The sequence below is a fragment of the Luteibacter mycovicinus genome, assembly GCF_000745235.1.
Lineage (GTDB): Bacteria > Pseudomonadota > Gammaproteobacteria > Xanthomonadales > Rhodanobacteraceae > Luteibacter > Luteibacter mycovicinus.
In genome coordinates, this window is record NZ_JQNL01000001.1 from 1081992 (window position 1) to 1100609 (window position 18618).

Below are 18618 nucleotides of genomic sequence, written 5' to 3' on the forward strand. Positions count from 1 at the left end.
CCACCTCCGCCCATCCTGTAACGGGCCGGCCAAGAGGCCGCCCCGTCCCCCTGGAGACGCCTTACAGCGCCGCCTGCCGGAAATCCGGCGCACGAACCAGACGGCTCATGCTGAACAGCCCGAACGATTGCTCGCCAAGTGTCACGTTTTCAGCCACGAACCGCGTCAGGCGCGGATCGCGTTCGTCTTCGCCCGAACCGCGCTGGGCGTCGTCCATCGTCCGCTGGCCGAAAACCTCGTCGACCAGCAGCCCCACCGTGCCGCCGTGCTGGCGTACGAGAAGCAGACGCGTACGTTCGGAAGACGGCGTACGTTCGTCGAACAGGAACCGGCCCAGATCGATCGCCGGCACCAGGTTGCCTCGCACGTTCGCCACGCCCATCAGCCAGGGCTGCGTGCCTGGGACGTTGGTCAGCGAGGGAACCGCCAGCAGTTCGTTGATTTCCTCGATGCCGCTGACGAAGGCGCGCCGACCCACGCGGAACCCGATGCCACGCCACAGGCCCGTCGAGTCGACGTGCGCCGGCGCATCGGCCGAATGCGCCAGACAGGCGCGTTCGTAGAAGGCGAGCAGTTCGAAGGGCGACGTTGCAACGTTCTCGCTCATATCGCCCTCAGTGCGTCTTGTTCGGGAGCAGGCTGGCGATGGTCGAGAGAAGCTCCTTCTCGTTTACCGGCTTGGTGATGAAGGCCTTCGCACCCTGGCGCAGGCCCCACACGCGGTCGGTCTCCATCGATTTGGTCGTGATCATCACCACGGGCACGTCCGCCGTGGCCGGGTCGCGGCTCAGCGAACGGGTGGCCTGGAAGCCGTTCATGCCGGGCATGATGACGTCCATGATGACCAGATCGGGCTTGTTCTCCTGGATCCGCGCGATGCCTGCTTCGGCATTGTCCACGCTGGAAACGGAAAAACCCGCCTTTTCGAGCAGCGTGGTGAACACGCGTACGTCGGTGGGCGAGTCGTCGATGATTAGGATATTTGCCACACGTCCCCCTGGACGTCGTTAAGCGAGATCAGGTCGGTCAGCTCGCCGTCGCATAGCGGTGAATCGCGCCGAGAAGTTCGTCGCGGGTGAATGGCTTGGTGAGGTACTGCTCGGCCCCGACGATGCGACCTCGCGCCTTGTCGAACAGGCCATCCTTGGAGGACAGCATGATTACCGGCGTACCGCGGAACTGGGCGTTGTTCTTGATCAGCGCGCAGGTCTGATACCCGTCCAGGCGCGGCATCATGATGTCAACGAAGATGATGTTCGGTTTCTGGTCCGAGATCTTCGCCAGCGCCTCGAAGCCGTCGACGGCGGTGAGGACGTCGCAGCCTTCCTTCTTCAACAGCGTTTCCGCCGTGCGCCGGATGGTTTTCGAATCGTCGATGACCATGACCTTCAAACCGGTCAGGTCGGTACCGCGTCCGCTTTCGTTCACTGCGCCCCCGTGCCACGCAAAAAAAACCGCAAATCCCCGCGCAGGATAGCCCCTTTCCGGGGCGTGTTCCGTGCGCTGGGTCGTCGTCCGGAACCTGCGTCCCGGCGGCCCGCTCTTCGGCGTTCCTCCCGACCGCTGTTTAATGGTTGGTGAGAGTTACGTCAAGATGAATTGTTCTTAAAAGGGGGACGGGCTTGTGAAATGGACCCTCCCGCTCCACTAGACTTGGCACCTTTCCTGCTCGCCGGACCCGCCATGTCCCTCACCGTCGCCGTCCTGATGGACCCGATCCGCGCCATCAAGATCGCCAAGGACTCCACCTTCGCCATGTTGCTGGAGGCTTCGCGCCGCGGCCACACCCTTTTTTACATGGAGCAGGGCGACCTGGCCCTGCGCGACGGCGAGGCCTGGGCACGCCTGCGGCCGCTCACCGTGAAAGACGATCCCGCCGGTTGGTACACGCTGGGCGAAGCCGCCTGGCGCCCCCTTGGCGAGATAGACATCGTGCTGGCCCGCAAGGATCCGCCGGTCGATGCCCAGTTCGTCTACGACACCATGGTGCTGGAGCGCGCCCAGCGGGCGGGCGCCAGGGTCGTCAACGACCCGCGCAGCCTGCGCGACTGCAACGAGAAGCTGTTCGCGCTGGATTTCCCGCAGTGCATCGCCCCGACGCTGGTCTCGCGCGACCGTGGCGACCTCAAGGCCTTCGTCGCCCTTCACGGCGAGGCGGTCCTGAAGCCGCTGGACGGGATGGGCGGTCGCGGAATCTTCCGCGTCCGGGCCGGCGACAGCAACCTCAACTCGATGCTGGAGACCCTCCTGGGTCCGGCAGGCCACGACTTCGTCATCGCGCAGAAGTACATCCCGGAGATCACGTCGGGTGACAAGCGCATCCTGCTGATCGACGGCGAACCGGTGCCTTATGCCCTCGCACGCATTCCCCAGGGCGACGAATTCCGCGGCAACCTGGCGGCCGGTGGCCGTGGCGAAGGCGTGCCGCTGTCCGAGCGTGACCGCTGGATCGCCGCCCAGGTGGCGCCCGAGTTGCTGCGTCGCGGCCTCCGCTTCGTCGGTCTGGACGTCATCGGCGACTACCTGACCGAGATCAACGTCACATCTCCGACCTGTATCCGGGAACTGGATGCCCAGTTCGGCATTAACATCGCGGGGCTGATGTTCGACGCAATCGAGGCCCGATGACGACCCGCACCACCGGCGCCGACCTGTTCGGCGCGACCCTGCTGTTCTCGCTGCTGCTGCACGGTGTCGTCATCCTCGGCATCACCTTCGACGCGGAGAAGCCCAAACCGAGCGTTCCCACGCTCGACGTCACCCTCGTGGACGTCGCCAACCAGGAGCCGCCTGACAAGGCCGACTTCCTGGCCCAGGCGAACAACGCGGGCGGCGGTGACAAGGACAAGGCGGCGCGTCCGTCGGAGCCGGTGTCCGGCCCGCTGCCGACTCCCGTGCGCGGCGTCACGCCCGAGCCGAAAGAAGCGCAGGCACCCGCGCCTCAGGACCGCACGCCGCAGCAGTTGCTGACGAGTTCCGGTGAAACCGCCTTCGCGGTCGATACGACGAAACAGCAGACCGAGCACCAGGAGCACCCGCTGCCCGTGTCGGACGAGGAGATCCAGCGCAAGCTGGAGATGGCTCGCCTGTCGGCCGAGGTGCGCGAACAGTCACAGGCCTACGCCAAGCGACCGAAAAAGAAATTCATTTCGTCCAACACGCGCGAGTACGTCTACGCCGCTTACATGAAGGGCTGGGTGGGTCGTGTGGAGCGGGTGGGCAACCTCAACTACCCGGACGAAGCCCGCCGCCAGGGGCTGTATGGCGAGCTGGTCCTCACCGTCGGTCTGAACAAGGACGGCTCGATCAAGAGCATGGACGTGATCAAGAGTTCAGGCCATAAGCTGCTCGATGACGCCGCCCAGCGCATCGTCCGGCTGGCGGCACCCTTCCCCTCGCTGCCGGCTGACAAGACGAAGGTGGATGAGTTGTACATCACCCGGACGTGGCAGTTTTTGCCGGGGAATGTTTTGAGGAACTACTGAGGCGGGGGGCCGGGCTGAAGCCCGGGTCGCGCGCGGGGCGCGCTCCTACAGGGACCTTATCGCGCGCAGGGCGCGCTCCTACAGGGGCCGGGTCGCGCGCGGGGCGCGCTGCTACGGGGCGAGGCGCCTTGTAGGAGCGCGCCCTGCGCGCGATTCACGCCAACGCGATTCACAATGCCGGCAGCAGTTGATCCGCCTCACTCACGTAGGCCTTCTGCGCCTTCCTGTCCCAGACACACAGCTCCCGCCCCGGCCGGTTCTTCATGTGCTTCTGCGGATAACGCCCCGCCAGCACCAGCGCCGTCACCGGCACCCGGTCGTCATACGCGATAGGCCGCCCCACCGGCTTCACATCCTTCAGGCCGCTTGCCGCGACGCAGGCCTGCGTCAGCCGTTGGTCATAGTCCTTCCATGCCGACGGCGTCGAAGCCTGCGCCAGCGAAGCGGCGAGCGCGCCGGTCGCCGCTACAAAACCCTTTGCGAACATCATCTTCTTCACGAGTTTGCCTCCTTGTGACCGGGCGCACACGGTACCTCGGGCGCGCTGAACCCATCCGCACGCCCGGGCGAACAGCGGCTACAATGTGGTCATGACGATCGCCAACACATTCGCGGGTCAATTCCTCATCGCGATGCCCTCGCTGGCCGAACCGCCGTTCGCGCGTGGCGTCGCGTTTCTTTGCCAGCACGGCGAAGACGGAGCGGTCGGGCTGCTGATCAACCAGATCTCCGAATACCGCCTGGGCGATGTGCTCGCGCAGATGAAGCTGGAGTGCGAGGACCCCGAGATCGCCGACTACCCGGTACTCATCGGCGGGCCGGTGCAGCAGGAACGCGGATTCGTCCTCCATCGCGAGCCGGGCAACTGGGACTCCAGCTACCGGGTAAACGAGGACTGGTCCGTCACCACCTCGCGCGACATCCTGGTCGCCATGGCCAAGGGCGAAGGCCCCCGCCGCGCGGTGGTCACGCTCGGCTACGCGGGCTGGGAAGCCGGCCAGCTCGAACAGGAAGTCATGGACAACGCCTGGCTCACCACGCGCGCTGACGAGCACATCATTTTCGACACACCGCTCGACGAGCGCTGGGTCGCCGCGGCCCGCAAGCTGGGCATGCAGGACCCCTCCCAGCTGACCGGCTACGCCGGTCACGCCTGAGCATCCGTTCGCGATGAGTTGCCTGTTCGGTTTCGATGTCGGCACCAAGGTCGTCGGCGTCGCCGTCGGCAACCGCCTTACCGGAACGGCCCGCGGCATCGCCGCGGTGCCGGTGCGCGACGGCCAGCCCGACTGGCAGGCGCTCGACACGCTTCGCCGCGAGTGGCTGCCCGAGGCGCTGATCGTCGGCCTGCCCCTCGACAACGAGGGCAAGGAACAACCGATGACCCGCACCGCCCGCCGTTTCGCCGAGCGCATCGGCGAGCGCTACGCCCTGCCCGTGACCTTCGCCGACGAGCGCATGAGCTCGCAGGAGGCCGCGCGCCGCTTCGCCGCCGGACGCGCCGCGGGCACGCGCAAGCGCTCCGATGTCCGCTCGATCGATGCCGAGGCCGCCGCGGTCATCCTCGAGTCTTATCTTCTGCAGTCATGATCCATCCCCCACCTTGAGGCCGTCATGTCCCAACGCCTGCGCCATCTGACCACCCTCGAGAACCTGCCGCGCGAAACGATCGAGCGCCTGCTCGACCGCGCGAACTCCATGCGCGACGCCAGCGCCCATGGCACGCGCAAGCTGGACCTGCTCGGCGGTCGTACCGTGCTCAACCTGTTCTTCGAGCCCTCGACGCGCACGCGTACGTCGTTCGAACTGGCCGCGCGTCGCCTCGGCGCCGATGTCGTCAATTTCGACATCGGGCTGTCCTCGACCAGCAAGGGCGAAGAACTGTTCGACACCCTGCACACGCTCGAAGCCATGCATCTCGACGCCATCGTCGTCCGCCACAAGGTCTCCGGAACGCCCGAGGAACTGGTAAGGCACGCGATGAGCGGCGTGTCCGTGGTGAATGCCGGCGACGGCAACCGCGCCCACCCGACGCAGGGCCTGCTAGATGCGCTGACCATCCGCAACCACCACCCGGACATGCGCAAGGTCAAGGTTGCCATCTGCGGCGACGTGCGCCACTCGCGTGTCGCCCGCTCCGACGTCCATGTGCTGAGCGCACTCGGCGTGAAGGACGTCCGTATCGTGGGGCCGACCGCGCTGCTGCCCACCGAAGGCGAGTTGAACGGCGTCACGTACCACGAGGATTTCGACGAGGCGATCGCCGGTGTCGACGCCGTGATCATGCTGCGCCTGCAGAAAGAGCGCATGGCCTCGACGGACCTCCCGGACGAAGCGGCCTACTTCGAGCGCTATGGCCTTGACACCAGGCGCCTCGCCCGGGCGGCGAAGGGGTGCCTGGTGATGCACCCGGGCCCGATCAACCGTGGCATCGAGATCGCCTCCGACGTCGCCGATGGCGCCCAGTCGCGGATCCTCGAGCAGGTCGGCAACGGGGTGTTCGTGCGGATGGCGGTTCTTTGCGAAGTGCTCGGCCGCTAACCGGCACCGCGCCTTGCGTTCCGGCATAATGCCGGGACCTAGGGACCAAACAATGGGATACAGAATGCGACCGACCAAGCGACTTCTCGCGCTCGGCGTCGCCAGCTTGCTGCTGGCGGCCTGCGGCCACAAAGACAAGGATGCCCCTCTGGCCTTCGTGCCGGCGGATACGCCGTACGTGGTCGCAAGCCTCGACAAGCTCGACGACGACGCCTATGAGGCCATGCTGGCCCAGGCCAACAGCGAGCTGCCGGGCCAGGTGGGTCAGATGAAGGCCTTCGCCTCGGACCTCGAGAGCAAGGGCAACAAGGACGGCGCCAACCTCGTCAATGCGCTGGCCGCCGAGTTCGACGGCAAGACCGCCGAGGCCGCCCTGAAGAACATGGGCCTGGATGCGAAGAACGGCACGGCCTTCTACGGCCTCGGTCTCGCTCCGGTCGCGCGCATCACGCTGGCCGATACCGCCGCGTGGGACGCCTTCGTCGGTCGCCTGGAAACCGCCTATGGCAAGAAGCTCGAGACCGCCGATGCCGGTGGCCAGCCGTACCGCCACGTCGCCCTGTCCGACTCGGGCATCCAGCTGATCATCGCCACCGTCGGTAAGCAGGCCGTCGTTTCGCTGCTGCCGGCCGACGCGGCCCAGCCGCTGATCCGTCAGGCGCTCGGTGCCGATCGCCCGGAAAAGAGCATCCAGGAAGACGGCCGCCTTGCCGATCTGGCCAAGGACAAGGGTTATAAGGACTACGCCGTCGGCCAGGTCGACCTGACCCGTCTGCTGCCCCTGATCGCCACGGGCAAGGATCCGCTGTTCGCGACCTTCCTCAAGCACCAGTCGGCCAAGACCGGCGAGCCTGTGCCCACGCTGCCGCCGAGCTGCCAGAGCGAAGCGTCGCGCATCGCCGCGCGCGTGCCCTCCGTCAGCTTCGGCTACACCCGCCTCGACCTGCACCACCAGGAGCAGCGCGTGGACATCGCGCTGGCCGACGACATCACCAAGGCCTTCTCCGGTCTCAAGGTCGAAGTCCCGGGCCTGGGTAGCGACGCGACCGGCGCGTTCGACATCAGCCTCGCGCTGCCCGTCGAACAGCTGCGCACGTTCTTCACCGCGCAGGCGGAAGCCGTAGCGGCCAAGCCGTTCGAATGCCCGGCCTTCGCCAGCATGAATGACAGCTTCGCCAAAATGGGTTCGACCATGCAGCAGGCGGCCATCCCGCCGATCGGCGACCTGCGCGGGCTTCGCGTGCTGATCGACTCGTTCAAGCCTGCCGCCAACGCGCAGCAGATGCCGCAGCTCACCGGCCGTGTCGTGATCGCGACGCGTAACCCGGCGGGCCTGCTGGCCATGGGTCAGGCGATGCTCGGCGGCGACTTCAAGCTGGCCGGCGACGGCAAGCCGGTCGCTCTGCCGCCGAACATCAGCGGCATGCTCGGTATGCCGGGCTGGGCCGCCATGAACGGCCAGGCCATCGCCATCGGCCTGGGTGCCGGCGAAGACGCCAAGCTCGACGACGTCCTCATGGGCAGCACGGGTGACGCGGGCCGCGTCTCCCGCCTGCATCTCAACGGCGACATGTACCGCTCGTGGGTCGACGTGATGGCCGATAAGGCTCAGGCCTTCGCCAGCAACATGACGGAAGCCGCCGGTGCCGATGGCGCTCCGGACGGCCAGGCCGACACCGCCGCGGCGGCTCAGCGCTCCAAGGCCCAGTTCGATGCGATGAAGGCTCAGGCCGCCCGCGTCGTGCAGGTCTCGGGCGAGTCGCATGTCGACGAGAAGGGCCTGGTGATCTCGGGCGCGGTCGAATACAAGTAAGCCGCGTTACGGCGCCAAAGACGAAGGCGGCCCTCCGGGGCCGCCTTTTTTATGCGCTGAGCAGACACTGATCACCCTTTCGGCAAAGCTGAACGGAGCGGTTTTTCGGGCACGAATCGTTCACGGATGCGCTGTTTCCATAGGCCCCGCGACACGGCAGCCACAGTGCGCGGCGCCGTCGCCAGTCCCATCACAGATTCGTATAAAGGAGTTCCCCATGAACCATTCGAACCTCCGTAAGGCCCTGTTCGCCGCCGCTCTCGTTGCCGGTCTCGGCACGGTCCCGTTCGCTCAGGTCAATGCACAGGACTCCGCGGCGGCCACGAGCAAGGGCGACAACCAGACGGTCGCCGGCAAGGCGGACGACACGTGGATCACCACCAAGGTGAAGTCCGAATTCGCCGCCAACAAGAGCGTCAAGGCCACCGACATTTCGGTCTCGACCGCTGACGGCGTCGTCACTCTGACCGGTACGGTCGCCACGGCGAAGGAAAAGAGCCACGCCGAGATGATCGCCAAGAAGATCAAGGGCGTGAAGAGCGTCGACGCGAGCGGCCTGACCGTGTCGGCTGCCGCACAGTAAGACTTCGCTTCGGCGGAATCGAAAAGGGAGCCGAAAGGCTCCCTTTTTTTATGCGGTCCCGGGCAGCCTTCGCGCTCGCCTGATCCGATGGCCGCCAGCCAGTCCTGCTGGCGACGCGCCCGCCTACCGGCTCAGCATCCCGCCGAACGTCTGCTTGTCGTTCGTCGAGTCGATCTCGACACCTTCCAGCCCCTGCGACAGCGTATGCGCATCGCCGCCCTGGGCCAGCTTGATCCGCAGGCGCACTTCGTTCGAACTGTCCGCGTGACGCAGCGCGTCTTCGTAAGAGATCTCACCAGCGTGGTACAGCTCGACCAGGCTCTGGTCGAACGTCCGCATGCCGAGCTGATTCGAGTCGCGCATCAGCTCCTTGAGCTTATGCACCTCACCCTGGCGGATGTAATCCTGCGCGAGCGGCGTGCCCAGAAGCACTTCCACCGCGACGCGGCGCGACTTGCCGTCCGGCGTCGGGATCAGCTGCTGAGCGACGATGCCCTTGAGGTTCAGCGAGAGATCCATGAACAACGCGCTGCGACGATCCTCCGGGAAGAAGTGGAGGATACGGTCCAGCGCCTGGTTGGCATTGTTCGCATGCAGCGTGCACAGGCACAGGTGGCCCGTCTCCGAGAAGTTGATCGCGTGCTCCATCGTCTCGCGCGTACGCACCTCGCCGATCATGATGACGTCGGGCGCCTGGCGCAGCGTGTTTTTCAGCGCGTTTTCCCAGTTGTCGGTATCGATGCCGAGTTCGCGCTGGGTGATGATGCAGCCTTCGTGCTTGTGCACGTATTCGATCGGGTCTTCGATCGTGATGATGTGACCCGTGGAGTTCTGGTTGCGGTAGCCGATCATCGACGCGAGCGACGTGGACTTACCGGTACCGGTACCACCGACGAAGATGATGATGCCGCGCTTGGTCATCGCCAGCTGCTTGATGATCGGCGGCAGACTCAGTTCTTCCGGCGTGGGGATCTTCGACTCGATCCGGCGCAGCACCATACCGACGCAGTTGCGCTGGTAGAAGCACGACACACGGAAACGTCCGACCCCCGAGGCGCTGATGGCGAACTGGCACTCGTGGGTCTTTTCGAACTCTTCGCGCTGGGCGGGCGTCATCACGTTCAGCACCATGTCGCGCGACTGCTGCGCGGACAGCGGGCTCTGCGTGATGGGAACGATGCGTCCCTGGACCTTCATGGAAGGTGCGACGCCGGCGGTGATGAACAGGTCGGATGCCTGCTTATGCACCATCAGCTTCAGAAAAGAGGTGAAATCGAATTCGCTCATGGCGGTCTGGTCCCCGTGTGCCGGACCGGGCCGGCGCCCCTGTCGCGATCATATACCGGCGACGGGGGCGCTTGCAGCGGACTGTTTCACGCCTTAGCGGAACGATTCCTTGTTCTTGGCGTACATCATGCCTTCCTGGCGGGTGATCTGGCCGCGCTTGACCAGATCGAGCAGGTTCTGGTCGAGGGTCTGCATGCCGTACTGCTGACCGGTCTGGATCGCCGAGTACATCTGGGCGACCTTATCCTCGCGGATCAGGTTACGGATGGCCGGGATGCCGACCATGATCTCGTGGGCCGCCAGACGACCGCCACCCACCTTCTTCAGCAGGGACTGCGAAATGACCGCGCGCAACGACTCGGACAGCATCGAGCGGACCATCGGCTTTTCGCCTGCCGGGAACACGTCGATGATGCGGTCGATGGTCTTGGCGGCCGACGAGGTATGCAGCGTACCGAACACCAGATGGCCGGTTTCCGCGGCGGTCAGCGCCAGGCGGATGGTCTCCAGATCGCGAAGCTCGCCGACCAGGATGTAGTCGGGATCCTCACGCAGTGCCGAACGCAGGGCCTCGTTGAAGCCATGGGTGTCGCGGTGCACTTCACGCTGGTTCACCAGGCACTTCTGCGAGGTATGCACGAACTCGATCGGATCCTCGACGGTGAGCAGGTGACCGTATTCGTTCTTGTTGATGTGATCGACCATCGCCGCCAGCGTCGTGGACTTGCCCGAACCGGTCGGCCCGGTGACCAGGATCAGGCCCTGCGGCTGTTCGATCAGCTCGCGGAAGATCTTCGGTGCGCCGAGGTCTTCCAGCGTGAGCACCTCGGAAGGAATGGTACGGAACACCGCGCCGGCACCACGGTTGTGGTTGAAGGCGTTGACGCGGAAGCGCGCCAGCCCGGGGATCTCGAACGAGAAGTCGGTCTCGAGGAACTCTTCGAAGTCGCGGCGCTGCTTGTCCGACATGATGTCGTAGATCAGCGAATGGACCTGCTTGTGCTCCAGCGCGGGGATATTGATACGCCGCACGTCACCATCGACGCGGATCATGGGCGGCAGGCCCGCGGAGAGGTGCAGGTCGGAGGCCTTGTTCTTCACTGAGAAGGCAAGGAGTTCGGCGATATCCATGAGGGTCCCCTTTCGATGTGGGGCATAGGTAAACACGCCGGAGGGTCGGCGGCAAGGCGCGGCACCATATATGCTTCGGTGACTGTGAAAACCATCGCGAACGGAGCGGACCACCCCATGAATCGGATCGCCTTTATCGGCGGCGGCAACATGGCCACGGCCTTGATCGCCGGCATGCTTCGCCACGGCGCCCAGCCCGGCGGCATCGCGGTGGCCGAGCCCCGCGCCGAGGCACTGCAGGAGCTCTCCCGCGAATACGGCGTGGCCACCTACACCGACAACCTCGACGCCGCCGAAGGCGCGTCGATCCTCGTGCTGGCGGTCAAGCCGCAGATGATGGCCGAGGTCTGCCGTGGCCTCCGTCCGGCGGTACAGAAATACCGGCCGGTGATCATCTCCATCGCGGCGGGCATCCGCATCGCCCAGCTCGAGCGCTGGTTCGATGCCGCCCTGCCCGTGGTGCGCTCCATGCCCAATACGCCCGCCATGTTCGGCGCCGGCGCCACCGGGCTGTTCGCCAACGGGCGGGTGAGCGCACCGCAGCGGGCCGAGGCGCAGCACGTGCTGGACGCGGGCGGCCTGACCGTGTGGGTGCCTGACGAGGACCAGCTGGATATCGTCACCGCCCTCTCCGGCTCGGGCCCGGCGTATTTCTTCCTGATGGTCGAGGCACTGGAAAACGCGGCATTTTCTCAAGGGCTGTCCCGTGAGACGGCCCGGGCCCTCGCTGCGCAGACGGCGTTCGGCGCCGGGCGCATGCTGGTCGAATCCGGTGAGAGCGCCGCCACGCTGCGGCAACGCGTCACCTCCCCCAACGGCACCACCCAGGCTGCGCTGGAGAGCTTTCGCGACGATCATTTCCCTGCCATCGTGGCGCGGGCGGTCGACGCGGCGCGCCGACGCGGCTTTCAACTATCCGAAGACATGGAATCGAACACGTGAACTACCTGACCAACGCCGGCGGCCTGCTCCTTGAAGTCGCTTTCGGCGCACTCGTCACGCTCTTCATCCTGCGCATCCTCGCCGAAGCGTACCGGGCCGACTTCCACAACCCGATCTGCCAGTTCCTCTACCGGTTCACCAACCCGGTGCTGCGACCGCTGCGCAAGGTGCTGCCGCCCGTGCGACGGGTGAACACCGGCGGCATCGTGATCGTGTACCTGCTCGAGTGCGTCAAGTGGCTGCTGATCGCCGCCATGGCGGGCATCGCGCCGAACGTCCTCGGCCTGGCGATCACCGGCCTGGGCGAGACGCTGGATATCTTCCTGCTGACCTGGGTGGTGCTGGTCTTCGTCTGGTCGATCATGAGCATGCTATCGACCGATCGCTACCACCCGGTGGCGCGTCTGGTCACGAGCCTGGCCGAGCCACTGGTGAGGCCGCTGCGTGGGCGCATGACGATCGGCGGGCTGGATTTCTCGCCGACCGTGGTGATTCTCGGCCTGATCCTGGCGCGGATGCTGATTGCCGCACCGATCAAGGACTGGGGCGTGTCCATGATGATGGGGGCGGCAGGCTGAAGGCAGGAGCGCGCCCGGCGCGCTCCTACCTGCCTCCCACCCTCCGCGCATCCGTCACGTTGGACAGCGCGCTCAACCGACCGAGCAGCGTCGAGAGCTGCTCATAGTCCTTCACTCGCAGCGTAAAGCGCATGTCGACCTCGCCCGTCCGCACATGCACGCGGCTGGAGGACGCGACGATATGCGGTCCGGTGTTGCTGATCGTGGTGGCGACATCCTTCTGCAGACCCTTCCGGTCGTAACCGCGCAGCTCGATGTCGATCTCGTAACTCTGCACCTCCACGCGGCCCCAGCTCACGTCGATGACGCGTTCGGGGCTGCGGCGTGCGAGCCGTGCCAGGCTGGCGCAATCGGAGCGATGAACCGATACGCCACGTCCGCGGGTGATGAAGCCACGCACCGGGTCGCCCGGCAGCGGCTGGCAGCAGCGCGCAAGCGTCGTGAGCAGATTGCCCAGGCCCTCGATCGACAGCGCCCCGCGGTCGTGCTGGGCGGCGCGCGACGCGACGGGGTTGCCCGACTGCGTGATCTCCGGTTCCACCGGCTCCTGCAGTGAACGCGCCACCTGCCCCAGCGTGACCTCACCGAGTGCGATGGTGACGTAGAGCTCGTCGACCGACTTCAGGCGGAAGTGCGTGGCCAGCTTGGCCAGATCGACGTCGTCGAGCGCCAGCCGGCGCAGCTCCTTCTCGAGGGTGATCTTGCCCGTCACGATGTTGGCGTCGTGCGCCTCGCGCCGGAACCAGCCGCGCACCTTTTCCTTCGCGCGCGACGTATGCAGGTAACCGTGATGGGCCGAGAGCCAGTCACGGCTCGGCTCCGACACCTTGGTGGTGAGGATCTCGATGCGGTCGCCGCTACGCGGCTGCGTGGTCAGCGGCACGATGCGGCCGTTGAGCTTCGCGCCACGGCAGCGATGACCGACCTCGGTATGGATGTGGTACGCGAAATCGAGCACGGTCGCACCCCGCGGCATGTCGATGACCTCGCCCTTGGGCGACAGCACATACACGCGGTCTTCCATCAGCTCGGTTTCGAAGCCCGCGGCGAGTTCGGCCTCGTCTTCACCGCGCGGTTCGAGCAGCTTGCGCATCCAGGCGATCTTCGCCTCGAATTCCGCATCGGCACCGCCGCCTTCCTTGTAACGCCAGTGCGCGGCCACGCCGAGTTCGTTAGCGCGGTGCATCTCGTGCGTACGGATCTGCACTTCCAGCGTCTTACCCTGCGGGCCCAGCACGGCGGTATGCAGCGACCGGTAACCGTTGCCCTTGGGTCGCGCGACGTAGTCGTCGAACTCGCCCGGCAGATGCGGCCACAGGCTGTGGACGAGACCCAGCGCCGCGTAACAGTCGGCGACGCTGTCGACGAGGATGCGAACCGCGCGGATGTCGTAGAGGTCGGAGAACTCCAGCCCCTTCTTCTTCATCTTCTTCCAGATGGAGAAAATGTGCTTCGGACGACCGGCGAGATCGGCATGCACGCCGGCACCGTCGAGCGTCTCGCGCAGCGTCGTCAGGCTCGCGGCGATAAACGTCTCGCGATCGGTGCGGCGCTCGTCGAGCAGCCGCGCGATACGGCGGTAGGTGTCCGGCTCCAGGTAACGGAAGGCGAGATCCTCCAGCTCCCATTTCAGCTGCCAGATACCGAGGCGATTGGCGAGCGGCGCATGGATGTCGGACGTGAGCTGGGCCAGTTCACGACGTTCGTGATCCGGCAAGGCCATGGCGGTGCGCATCGCGGCGAGCTGGCGCGCGAGCAGGACGAACACGACGCGGAGATCGCGGATGATCGCCAGCAACAGGCGGCGCAGGCCTTCCGCGCCGCTGGCCGGACCGCGCTGCGCATGCAGTGCCCAGACCTTTTCCGCTTCGCCCTGCCCTTCGACCAGGCGGCGCAGTGTGGGCGCCCATGTCTTGGCCGCCTCGTCGGCCGCGCCGGGCAGCCCGTTGACCAGCGAAAACCACAGTGCCGAGGCGCAGGTTTCGTCATCGCAGCCGAGCAGGCGCAACAGCTCGATGACGGTCTCGCCTTCGGCCCGCGCCGCCACGGGCAGCACGGCACAGGCCTCGCGGGCACGCTCGGTCAGCGGCATCGCGTTGCCTTTCGCCTCCGGGGAGCGCATCTCGCTCATGGCTTCATCCTCGCGGGTTTTCATCGTGACGCCGCCTGCGCGGTTTCCAGTGCCTTCGCCAGCCGTTTGGCTGAAACCGGCTCGGCCGTTTTCAGCTCCTGGGCAAACAGGGACACGCGCCATTCTTCGAGCAACCAGCGTAGCTCGCTCCAGTCCGTCGCATCCAGCGCGGTGCCGCCGCCTTGCAGCAGCGCGCGCCAGTACGGCAGCACCTGCAGCATACGCGACTGGTCACGCGCCGGATCCTGGCGGAGACGCTCGCCACGCAGACGCATGGCTTTCAGGTACCGAGGGATATGCGCGAGCCGGGTGGTCGGCAGTTCCCGCAGAAACCCTGGCTGCAACAAGGCCGCGAGTTGCTCGCGCAGGTCGTCGTAGCTGGCCCTGGCGAAGCCCATCAGTGGCGGCTCCATCCACGGCTTGAGTTCGGCCTGTGCCTCGATAATCGGCTCGGCGAGCTTCTGCCGCGCCATCGCGGCGCCGAACAGTTTCTGGGCGAATTCCGTGCGCAAGGCTTCGAAGGCACCCTGGGTGCGCATGTCGAGCCTGCGACCTTCGAGCAGGTCGCTGAAGCCACCCTCCACGAGGTCCTCGCGCAGACCGTCGACACTGCCCATCGGCGCGTATTTGAGCGACAGCGGGTTGGCGATCGGCAACTGCCGTTTCGCGCGCTTGAATTCAGGCCCGAGCGCTTCACGCAGCAGCCGCTCCACACCACCCGCATGCGCTTCAGCGGCCTCGTCGGCGCGCTCGAAGACACGCAACGCCACCGCCTCGCCGAGGTCGACCAGCGCGGGGTAGGCCTTCAGGCCGGCTTCGGACGTCACTTCCGCAGGGATCGATTCGAAGTCCCACGTGACGATGTCCTCGCGCGTGAGTTCGATGTCGGTCTTGCGCGAGAACGCTTCGCGCGCCTTGCCTTCCCACTGGGCACGAATCGCCGCGAGGTCACGGCCTTCGGCCACGGTGCGACCGTTTTCGTCGTGCACGCGGTAGCGCATCAGCAGGTGCGGCGGAAGTTCCGCATCGGCGAACGCCGCGGCGTCGACGTCGACACCCGTGGTTTTCTTCAGAAAACGGGCCAGCGCCAGCGGCAGGGATTCGTCACGCGGCGACTCGGCTTCGGCGAACGCGCGTGCGAAATCCGGCGCGGGCACGAAGTTGCGCCGCAGCGCCTTCGGCAATGCACGGATCAGCTCGGCCACCTTGTCGGCGAGCAGGCCAGCGACCAGCCACTCGCCCCGCGCCGTCGGCAACGCATTGAGGAAAGCCAGCGGCACATTCACGGTGACGCCATCGGCGTGATCGCCGGGGACGAAGCGGTATTCGAGCCGGTAGCGGTGCTGACCGATATCGAGGGAGGCGGGGAACGCCTTCGGATCGAGCCCGCTGCCCGTGTCCATCACATCGGCGAGCGTCCAGCGCAAGGCGGCCTGTTCACCCGGCGATGCCTTCCGGTACCACGCGTCGAGCGCGCGTACGTCGGCGATCTCCTCAGGCAGCTTACCGTCGAAGAAGGCGACCAGGTCGTCGTCGGAACGCAGCAGCCCGGCGCGGCGCTGCTTGGCTTCGATGTCATGCGCCTGCTCGAGCACGCGCGCATTGGCACGGACGAAGTCGGCGCGACTGTCGATATCCGCACGCACCAGCGCCTCGCGCAGAAAGATCTCGTGCGCCAGCCTGGGATCCTGCCGGTGGAAGGTCACCGGACGACGCTCGACCAGCACCAGGCCGAACAGCGTGACCTGTTCGTACGCCACGACGGTACCGCGCTTGCGCGACCAGTGGGCGTCGCGCGCCGTGGCGCGGACGAGGTGACTGGCCTGTGTTTCGATCCACGCCGGATCGACCCGCGCGTTCATCATCGCCCAGATGCGCCCCCCGATATCCAGGATCTGCGCGGCGAAGATCCATGCCGGCGGCGACTTGGCCAGCGCGGAACCGGGGAAGACCTGGAAGCGGCGCTCGCGCGTCCCGCGGAAGATGCCCTTCTCGTCCTTGTGGCCGACCTGGGTCGGCAGGCCCGCGAGGAGGCTGCGGTGCACGGCTTCGAAGAGCGCGTCCGCGTTGCCCTCTCCCTGGTGGGAGCCAACCCTGTTGGCGATCTCCCCGCTTTGGTGGGAGCTGACCCTGTTGGCGATCTCCCCGCTTTGGTGGGAGCCATCCCTGTTGGCGCCCGCACGGTTGCGGCGGCGCTTATCGCCAGCAGGGCTGGCTCCTGCCACAGCCGGCTTGCCCTGGCCTGCCTTGTCCTCGGACTTATCCCGGTCCGACCAGCCGAGGTCGCGCGTCACCAGCACGAGCTGCCGGTGCAGCTCGCGCCATTCGCGCATGCGCATGAAGCTCAGGAAGTGACGTGAGCACCAGTCGCGCAGCTTCGACGAGGTGAGTTCCTCGGCCGCGGACAGATAGCCGCGCCACAGATTCAGCACGCCGACGAAGTCGGATTTCGGATCGGCAAACTGTGCATGAGCCGCATCGGCCTGGCCGCGCGCTTCCGGCGGACGCTCGCGTGGGTCCTGGATGCTGAGGAACGCGACGATCGTGGTCAGTTCGGCCAGCGAACCAAGCCGACGCGCTTCCACCAGCATGCGCGCCAGCTGCACATCGATCGGCAGACGCGCGACGGTACGCCCGGTCGCCGTGAGGCGGCGGTCGTCGTCGATCGCACCGATCTCGGCGAGGCGGCGGTAGCCATCGGCCACGATGCGGGGATCCGGCGCTTCGAGGAACGGAAAGTCCTCCACCTCGCCCAGATCCAGCGCCAGCATGCGCAGGATCACGTTGGCGAGCGAGGATCGGAGCAGTTCCGGGTCCGTGAACTCCGGACGGAGATTGAAGTCGGCTTCTTCGTAAAGCCGATAGCAGATGCCCGGTCCCACGCGTCCGCAGCGGCCCTTGCGCTGGTTGGCGGCGGCCTGCGAAATGGGCTCGATATGCAGCCGCTCCAGCTGTCCCCGCTGGCTGTAGCGTTTGACGCGCGCGGTACCGGGATCCACGACATACCTGATGCGCGGCACGGTCAACGAGGTTTCGGCCACGTTGGTCGCCAGCACGATGCGCCGCTTCGGCCCGGGGCGGAACACACGATCCTGCTCGCTGGCGGAGAGTCGCGCGTAGAGCGCCACCACCTCGGTCTCACGGTACTGCTTGCGCGACAACAACAGATGGGTGTCGCGAATTTCGCGCTCGCCGGGCAGGAATACCAGCACGTCACCACGCGGATCCTCACGCGTGATGTCGTCCATCGCGTCCGCGATCTGCTGCGCGACATTGCCTTCGCCGCGCTCACCGGGCGGCCGGTAGCGAACCTCGACCGGGTAGGTACGCCCCTCGACCTCGACCACCGGCGCATTGCCGAAATGCGTGGCGAAGCGCTCGGTGTCGATCGTCGCCGAGGTCACGATGATCTTCAGGTCCGGCCGGCGCTCGGCCAGCCGCCGGAGGTAGCCCAACAGAAAGTCGATGTTGAGGCTGCGCTCGTGCGCCTCGTCGATGATGATCGTGTCGTAGGCGGACAGCCAGGGATCCGACTGGGTCTCGGCCAGGAGGATGCCGTCGGTCATGAACTTGACCAGCGCCTGATCGGACACCTTCTCGGTGAAGCGCACCTGGAAGCCGACCTTGTCGCCCAGCGGCGTGCCCAGCTCCTCGGCCACGCGCGTGGCGACCGAACGTGCGGCAAGACGCCGCGGCTGCGTGCAACCGATCAGCCCCGCCTCGCCGCGCCCGGCCGCAAGGCACAGCTTCGGCAACTGCGTGGTCTTGCCCGAGCCGGTCTCACCGGCCAGCACGACGACCTGATTTTCGCGAATCAGCTTGATGATGTCTTCCGCGCGCGCCGCGATGGGCAGCGAGGCATCCACCGTGATCGCCGGCTTGGACGCGGCTCGTGCCGCGCGCCGCGCGCGCGACACCTCGATATCGGCGGCGAGGGCGTCCACGCGGGATGGATCCGGCTTGCGCTGGAGACCGCGCCAGCGCCCGAGCAGGCGACCGAAATCGCGGCTGGCCACGTGATTGAGCGCATCGCGCATCGCGCGCAGGCGCGGATCGGGCGACGGGGAACGGGCGGGAGGTGTGGTTGTACTCATGGGGACGCCAATAATAGCGTGCGCCTATGGACG

17 protein-coding genes are annotated in these 18618 nt (G+C 66.3%); 9 read left to right on the forward strand and 8 right to left on the reverse strand.

What is annotated here, in order from left to right; genetic code table 11:
• Positions 1–61: 61 nt before the first annotated feature.
• Genes FA85_RS04900 through pilG form a run of 3 tightly spaced genes read right to left on the reverse strand, consistent with a single transcriptional unit; the run spans position 62 to position 1383 of the window.
• Positions 62–607, reverse strand: coding sequence for a chemotaxis protein CheW (locus tag FA85_RS04900; RefSeq protein ID WP_036111305.1), 546 nt, complete (start codon positions 605–607; stop codon positions 62–64).
• A 7-nt stretch (positions 608–614) separates the two neighbouring features.
• Positions 615–989, reverse strand: coding sequence for a response regulator (locus tag FA85_RS04905; protein WP_036111303.1), 375 nt, complete (start codon positions 987–989; stop codon positions 615–617).
• 37 nt (positions 990–1026) lie between these two features.
• The gene (gene pilG, locus FA85_RS04910) at positions 1027–1383 is read right to left on the reverse strand and encodes a twitching motility response regulator PilG (protein ID WP_051944199.1); all 357 of its coding nucleotides are present in this window, start codon (positions 1381–1383) and stop codon (positions 1027–1029) included.
• Positions 1384–1683: 300 nt separating this feature from the next.
• On the opposite strand from pilG, the gene gshB reads away from it, so the two are divergent.
• Together gshB and FA85_RS04920 are read left to right on the forward strand one after the other, a co-directional pair.
• Positions 1684–2628 (forward strand): glutathione synthase, encoded by a 945-nt coding sequence (gshB, locus tag FA85_RS04915; RefSeq protein WP_036111299.1) that lies wholly within the window; start codon positions 1684–1686, stop codon positions 2626–2628.
• Positions 2625–3485 carry an energy transducer TonB gene (locus tag FA85_RS04920; RefSeq protein ID WP_036111297.1) on the forward strand — a complete coding sequence of 287 codons (861 nt, stop codon included), beginning with the start codon at positions 2625–2627 and terminating at the stop codon, positions 3483–3485. The genes gshB and FA85_RS04920 overlap by 4 nt, the downstream gene beginning before the upstream one ends.
• Before the next feature lie 169 nt (positions 3486–3654).
• Here FA85_RS04920 and FA85_RS04925 read toward each other — a convergent pair whose 3' ends face one another.
• On the reverse strand, positions 3655–3984 hold the full coding sequence (locus FA85_RS04925) for a hypothetical protein (RefSeq protein ID WP_197056486.1): 330 nt from the start codon (positions 3982–3984) through the stop codon (positions 3655–3657).
• A 91-nt stretch (positions 3985–4075) separates the two neighbouring features.
• On the opposite strand from FA85_RS04925, the gene FA85_RS04930 reads away from it, so the two are divergent.
• The 5 genes from FA85_RS04930 (at position 4076) to FA85_RS04950 (ending at position 8422) form a co-directional block, all read left to right on the forward strand.
• Entirely contained in the window at positions 4076–4642 is a 567-nt protein-coding gene (locus FA85_RS04930; RefSeq protein WP_036111294.1) for a YqgE/AlgH family protein, read from the forward strand.
• Positions 4643–4655: 13 nt separating this feature from the next.
• The gene (gene ruvX, locus FA85_RS04935) at positions 4656–5075 is read left to right on the forward strand and encodes a Holliday junction resolvase RuvX (protein WP_036111291.1); all 420 of its coding nucleotides are present in this window, start codon (positions 4656–4658) and stop codon (positions 5073–5075) included.
• A 24-nt stretch (positions 5076–5099) separates the two neighbouring features.
• The gene (locus FA85_RS04940) at positions 5100–6026 is read left to right on the forward strand and encodes an aspartate carbamoyltransferase catalytic subunit (protein WP_036111289.1); all 927 of its coding nucleotides are present in this window, start codon (positions 5100–5102) and stop codon (positions 6024–6026) included.
• 64 nt (positions 6027–6090) lie between these two features.
• Complete coding sequence (locus tag FA85_RS04945) at positions 6091–7839, forward strand: hypothetical protein (RefSeq protein WP_036111285.1); 1749 nt, start codon at positions 6091–6093, stop codon at positions 7837–7839.
• Between the two features lie 217 nt (positions 7840–8056).
• Positions 8057–8422, forward strand: coding sequence for a BON domain-containing protein (locus tag FA85_RS04950; protein WP_036111283.1), 366 nt, complete (start codon positions 8057–8059; stop codon positions 8420–8422).
• A 123-nt stretch (positions 8423–8545) separates the two neighbouring features.
• On the opposite strand, the gene FA85_RS04955 is transcribed toward FA85_RS04950, so the two are convergent.
• Both FA85_RS04955 and FA85_RS04960 read right to left on the reverse strand, forming a co-directional pair.
• Positions 8546–9709: a PilT/PilU family type 4a pilus ATPase gene (locus tag FA85_RS04955; protein WP_036111280.1), complete on the reverse strand. Its 1164-nt coding sequence runs from the start codon at positions 9707–9709 to the stop codon at positions 8546–8548.
• 93 nt (positions 9710–9802) lie between these two features.
• Entirely contained in the window at positions 9803–10840 is a 1038-nt protein-coding gene (locus tag FA85_RS04960) for a type IV pilus twitching motility protein PilT (protein ID WP_036111278.1), read from the reverse strand.
• A 117-nt stretch (positions 10841–10957) separates the two neighbouring features.
• On the opposite strand from FA85_RS04960, the gene proC reads away from it, so the two are divergent.
• Both proC and FA85_RS04970 read left to right on the forward strand, forming a co-directional pair.
• On the forward strand, positions 10958–11782 hold the full coding sequence (gene proC / locus FA85_RS04965; RefSeq protein ID WP_036111275.1) for a pyrroline-5-carboxylate reductase: 825 nt from the start codon (positions 10958–10960) through the stop codon (positions 11780–11782).
• The gene (locus FA85_RS04970) at positions 11779–12360 is read left to right on the forward strand and encodes a YggT family protein (protein WP_036111272.1); all 582 of its coding nucleotides are present in this window, start codon (positions 11779–11781) and stop codon (positions 12358–12360) included. Before proC ends, FA85_RS04970 begins: the two co-directional genes overlap by 4 nt.
• Positions 12361–12385: 25 nt before the next feature.
• On the opposite strand, the gene FA85_RS04975 is transcribed toward FA85_RS04970, so the two are convergent.
• Together FA85_RS04975 and hrpA are read right to left on the reverse strand one after the other, a co-directional pair.
• Entirely contained in the window at positions 12386–14491 is a 2106-nt protein-coding gene (locus FA85_RS04975; RefSeq protein WP_051944196.1) for a RelA/SpoT family protein, read from the reverse strand.
• A 20-nt stretch (positions 14492–14511) separates the two neighbouring features.
• Positions 14512–18585, reverse strand: coding sequence for an ATP-dependent RNA helicase HrpA (gene hrpA, locus FA85_RS04980; RefSeq protein WP_036111269.1), 4074 nt, complete (start codon positions 18583–18585; stop codon positions 14512–14514).
• Positions 18586–18618: the final 33 nt, after the last annotated feature.

Coding starts and splice junctions, on each gene's coding strand:
- FA85_RS04900 (WP_036111305.1), bottom strand. CDS start 607: ATGAGCGAGAACGTTGCAACGTCGCCCTTCGAACTGCTCGCCTTCTAC.
- pilG (WP_051944199.1), bottom strand. CDS start 1,383: ATGGTCATCGACGATTCGAAAACCATCCGGCGCACGGCGGAAACGCTG.
- gshB (WP_036111299.1), top strand. CDS start 1,684: ATGTCCCTCACCGTCGCCGTCCTGATGGACCCGATCCGCGCCATCAAG.
- FA85_RS04920 (WP_036111297.1), top strand. CDS start 2,625: ATGACGACCCGCACCACCGGCGCCGACCTGTTCGGCGCGACCCTGCTG.
- FA85_RS04930 (WP_036111294.1), top strand. CDS start 4,076: ATGACGATCGCCAACACATTCGCGGGTCAATTCCTCATCGCGATGCCC.
- ruvX (WP_036111291.1), top strand. CDS start 4,656: ATGAGTTGCCTGTTCGGTTTCGATGTCGGCACCAAGGTCGTCGGCGTC.
- FA85_RS04940 (WP_036111289.1), top strand. CDS start 5,100: ATGTCCCAACGCCTGCGCCATCTGACCACCCTCGAGAACCTGCCGCGC.
- FA85_RS04945 (WP_036111285.1), top strand. CDS start 6,091: ATGCGACCGACCAAGCGACTTCTCGCGCTCGGCGTCGCCAGCTTGCTG.
- FA85_RS04950 (WP_036111283.1), top strand. CDS start 8,057: ATGAACCATTCGAACCTCCGTAAGGCCCTGTTCGCCGCCGCTCTCGTT.
- FA85_RS04955 (WP_036111280.1), bottom strand. CDS start 9,709: ATGAGCGAATTCGATTTCACCTCTTTTCTGAAGCTGATGGTGCATAAG.
- FA85_RS04960 (WP_036111278.1), bottom strand. CDS start 10,840: ATGGATATCGCCGAACTCCTTGCCTTCTCAGTGAAGAACAAGGCCTCC.
- proC (WP_036111275.1), top strand. CDS start 10,958: ATGAATCGGATCGCCTTTATCGGCGGCGGCAACATGGCCACGGCCTTG.
- FA85_RS04975 (WP_051944196.1), bottom strand. CDS start 14,491: ATGAGCGAGATGCGCTCCCCGGAGGCGAAAGGCAACGCGATGCCGCTG.
- hrpA (WP_036111269.1), bottom strand. CDS start 18,585: ATGAGTACAACCACACCTCCCGCCCGTTCCCCGTCGCCCGATCCGCGC.